We start from the raw sequence: 3561 nt of genomic DNA, 5'->3' as shown, positions 1-3561 counted from the left end.
CCAGTCCCCAGTCCCCAGTCCCCAGTCACCAGTCCCCAGTCCCCAGTCACCAGTCCCCAGTCCCCAGTCCCCAGTCCCCACACAAATATTTTTAAAGTTTCTGGAAAATTGGCGCTTATGTTTGCTATTTGTGGAAAAGTGATTAAATCAGGAGAACCAAATTTATGACTTCCAAAGGAAAAGCTGCTAAACCTTCTTACGTTTTCCGTGCCAGTTGGGCGTTGCTACTGTTGGCGATCAACTTCTTGGTGGCAGCTTATTATTTTCAGATCATTGAATAATTAGCTTTCAGCTTTCAGCTTTCAGCTTTTAGCGATCAACTTTCTTGCCATTAGGTTGATGCTAAATACTGACGGCTGAAGGCTGATTTTTTATACTAATTGGAAAGATGAATTTGAACAATTAAAAGATGAAATGTTGATATATCAAGACTTTCACAATCCAAAATCCAAAATCCACAATCTAAAATGGTATTAGATTGTGCCTTTAAATAAACCTTTGGGACGGATGAGCAGCACCAAAATCATGATTAAGAGAGCTACACCTTGTTTATACTGAGAACCTAGCCAAGGGATGCTGACTTCCTGAACAATACCAATGATAAAAGCAGCAGCGATCGCACCGTAGGGGTTGCCAATACCACCCAAAATCACAGAGGCAAACAAGGGCAAAATCAGAAACCAGCCCATATTCGGACGTACAGCGGTAATCAAACCGTACATACTACCGCCTAAAGAAGTAAAAGTACCTGCAATTATCCAAGTCCAAAGAATTACTCTATCAACGTTAATACCAGATACTCTAGCTAAGTCTAAATCATCGGCTACTGCTCGCATAGCTTTACCGATTTTAGTGTTTTGTAATATGTAGTGAAGAAACAAAATCGCCAGCACAGCTAACCCTAGTACCAATAATTGATTTTGCGGTATCCGTAATTCCCCAAATTCTAAAGCAGGGATGACAGGGAGATTATAGTTTTGGTTTTTACCACCCCAAATAAAAATAATGCCGTTGCGGAGAAATAAGGCCAGTCCGATAGAAATGATGATCAGTGTGGTGGAAGTAGCACGAACTGACCGCATTTTTGACCACAGCAATTTTTCTGTCAGTAACATTACTGCGACTGTTCCCGATGCTGCTAAAATCATTGATAGCCAAATGTTTACACCCAAGGCATTGGCTACCAAAGTCAAATAAGCTCCCAAGGTAAGAAAATCACCATGAGCAAAGTTTGATAATCGTAAAATTCCATAGGTCAGCGTTAGTCCTACTGCTCCTAGAGCAATAATACTGCCCACCGCAATGCCATTAATGATTAATTGAGCTAGTTGTGTATCCATTGTTTTAAGTTTCTGTGAAGAAAATAAAATAAATGTGTAATGTGATTCAATAACAGTTGCATTAGGCGTTACAATAGATACTATCAGTTATAATTTACAATTAAAAGATATTTCTACGTTAATATACATAAAATCCAGTTCATAATTTCCTGCCAAGGTTAGTTTCTTTGGCTGTCTAGTAAACCATGCAGCAGTCTTCAAACTTACCAGAACAAAACTCCCAGATCGATGGAACATCAAAACTTTTGCACACAATCCAGCAACGGCGGGATAATTTTTGGTTGCAAAACAGCTTAAATCATTTGCAGAGTCGTTTAAATGATTGTCTGCTGGCTGCTAATATGATGCAGTCCACAGGGACAGAAGCAGAAATTTATCAAACGGTAGTCAACGAACTGGAAAAAGCTTTAAATGGGCGTTGGGTGGCGATCGCTCAATTTCCAGCAGATGAAATAGTGGGTAAGATTTGTTATGTTTCTAGTTCTTCCTCCCTGAGAACACCAATCATAGAAATAATATCCCAACCTGGAACAAAGCTGGACTTGAGGTTAAACGCTACCATCAGACTGGAAGATTTGCAGCAAATGGAGAAACAAAAACCTGGCAGTGCTTGGCGTTTAGTTGATGATGATAACGGTATGATGGCATGGCTAATTATTGCCACATCAAAGTCTAACGTGAATGGTGTTTCAATTAAACCATCCTTAACTCCCCTGCGATCGCAATTCATTAAAAGAACAATTCAGCATTGTCATACAGCCTTAACACAACTAAAGCAAATGCAATTTTGGCAAGAAAGATGTAAACAATTAGCTAATTATAATCAAGAATTAGAACGCACCAATCAACTTAAAAATCAATTTCTCGCCAATACCAGTCACGAAATCCGCACACTTTTAAGTTCTATAATTGGATTTACTCATCTACTTTTAGCACAAGGTTACGAACCAGACAGACAACGCCATCAAGAATATTTACACATTATTCAATCGAGTGGTAAGCATTTACTAGACTTGATTAACGATATTTTGGATCTTTCCAAAATAGAAGCCAACGAGCTAGAAATACAATGGGAAATAATTGATGTACCATCATTATGTAGCAATGTTTTAGCTTTAGTGAAAGAAAAAGCTGCTAATAAAGGTTTGAAATTACGTTTAGAAATTAACGATGATGTAACAACTTTATTAGCTGATTCTTTGCGACTCAAGCAAATGCTCTTGAATTTATTATTTAATGCAGTCAAATTTACCAATTCAGGTAGTGTTGGTTTAAGAGTAGCTACACAAGATTCATCTTTACGATTTACAGTTTGGGATACTGGAATTGGTATTTCCAAAGAATATCAATCTTTACTATTTCGTCCTTATAGCCAAATTATGAACCCCGGTTCTAGAAACAACGAAGGTACTGGTTTAGGGTTGGTAGTGACACAACAACTGGCTCAAATTCATGGTGGTTCTTTAGAGTTAGAATCGGAAGTAAATAAAGGTTCTGCTTTTACTATTATCCTACCACTTAAACCCACAGGAAAAGTTTTGGAAGCAATCGAAGTCAAAGCAGAAAAAGATTTAGAATTAAGTCAAGTAACGAGTAATTCTTCTGCTTCTCAGTTTTCTTCTCATATTCCCATCAGTGCATCAAGAGAAATTTTATTAGTAGAAGATGATTTTGCCAATTCTGAATTAATACGAATTTATTTAAGTATATTAAGTTATCAAGTGACTTGTGTTAAGAATGCACAGGAAATGTGGATGACTCTCCCACAGATACAACCAGCAGTAATTTTAATGGATGTGAATTTACCAGATAGCAACGGTTTGAGTTTAGTGGAACAACTGCGAAAACATCCCCAATATCAGCATATTCCGATAATTGCCCAAACAGCAATGGCTATGAAAGGAGATAAAGAAACTTGTTTAGCTGCTGGTGTTGATGATTATATTTCCAAACCCATAGATTTACAAGTTTTAGGTAGTATGGTAGCAAAATATTGTCAAGGATTTAACAATGGACAATTGATAATTGACAATTGATAATGAGGTTAATTGGGTTTAAAGTCTCTAGTTTTCAAGAGCAAGAAAATTAACGAAGGCAGAAGGCAGGAGGCTGAATACTTAGGGGTTGCTGAGAAAGTCTTTCCGTGAGGGCATAGGAGTCAGGAGTCAGGAGTCAGGAGTCAGGAGGAGATTTGAAAATTTCTTTGCCATCTCTTGAAATC

General features: G+C 37.7%; 3 protein-coding genes. 2 read left to right on the top strand and 1 reads right to left on the bottom strand.

Annotated elements, in window-relative coordinates; genetic code table 11:
• The first annotated feature begins 164 nt into the window (after positions 1–164).
• Complete coding sequence (psaX, locus tag H6F47_RS27050; RefSeq protein ID WP_096565677.1) at positions 165–281, top strand: photosystem I protein PsaX; 117 nt, start codon at positions 165–167, stop codon at positions 279–281.
• A 192-nt stretch (positions 282–473) separates the two neighbouring features.
• Here the strand turns inward: psaX and H6F47_RS27045 are convergent, their stop codons facing one another.
• A complete protein-coding gene (locus H6F47_RS27045) occupies positions 474–1340 on the bottom strand; it encodes a branched-chain amino acid ABC transporter permease (RefSeq protein WP_096565675.1) in 867 nt (288 codons plus the stop codon).
• A 185-nt stretch (positions 1341–1525) separates the two neighbouring features.
• Between H6F47_RS27045 and hrmK the strand changes: the two genes are divergently transcribed.
• Positions 1526–3376, top strand: coding sequence for a hybrid histidine kinase/response regulator HrmK (gene hrmK / locus H6F47_RS27040; RefSeq protein ID WP_190651828.1), 1851 nt, complete (start codon positions 1526–1528; stop codon positions 3374–3376).
• The last annotated feature ends 185 nt before the right edge of the window (positions 3377–3561 follow it).

The organism is Sphaerospermopsis sp. FACHB-1094, from assembly GCF_014696195.1.
GTDB classification, from domain to species: domain Bacteria; phylum Cyanobacteriota; class Cyanobacteriia; order Cyanobacteriales; family Nostocaceae; genus Sphaerospermopsis; species Sphaerospermopsis kisseleviana.
Note: the sequence above shows the minus strand (reverse complement) of the source record. Positions and strands in the feature narration are given on the sequence as shown.